Consider the following 608-nt stretch of genomic DNA (forward strand, 5'->3'; position numbering starts at 1 on the left):
GGAAAACAGAAAAGGCCACCCCGAAGGACCCCGAAGGGTGGCCTTTCCTATAAAGATTGTCCGGCGGCGACCTACTCTCCCACACCGTCCCCGGTGCAGTACCATCGGCGCTGAAGAGCTTAACTTCCGGGTTCGGAATGTAACCGGGTGTTTCCCCTTCGCCATAACCGCCGTAACACTGTGAAACTGTCAAACACACACGGTGCTTGCTGTTTCAGAATCGCATAGTGGACGCGGGCAAGAACCTTGGTTTCGCGCTGCTCCGGACCCGGCGAAGGGACAGAGCGCTGCAGAAACCAAGCTTATGCTTTGTGGTCAAGTCCTCGGCTTATTAGTACCGGTCAGCTCCACACATTACTGTGCTTCCACCTCCGGCCTATCAACCCAATCGTCTATTGGGGGCCTTACCCACTCACGTGGTGGGAGACCTCATCTCAAGGCGAGCTTCCCGCTTAGATGCTTTCAGCGGTTATCCCTTCCGAACGTAGCCAACCAGCCGTGCTCCTGGCGGAACAACTGGCACACCAGAGGTTCGTCCGTCCCGGTCCTCTCGTACTAGGGACAGCTCCTTTCAAGTCTCCTGCGCGCGCAGCGGATAGGGACCGAAC

The 608-nt window shown here is 57.4% G+C and carries 2 rRNA genes; both read right to left on the minus strand.

Features of this window, described 5'->3' with window-relative positions:
• Nucleotides 1-58 precede the first annotated feature (58 nt).
• Nucleotides 59-175: ribosomal RNA gene (gene rrf, locus CA984_RS44315) — 5S ribosomal RNA — on the minus strand.
• Between the two features lie 136 nt (nucleotides 176-311).
• Nucleotides 312-608 (minus strand): 23S ribosomal RNA (locus CA984_RS44320); the annotation flags it as partial.

Source organism: Streptosporangium minutum, assembly GCF_002149035.1.
GTDB lineage: Bacteria > Actinomycetota > Actinomycetes > Streptosporangiales > Streptosporangiaceae > Streptosporangium > Streptosporangium minutum.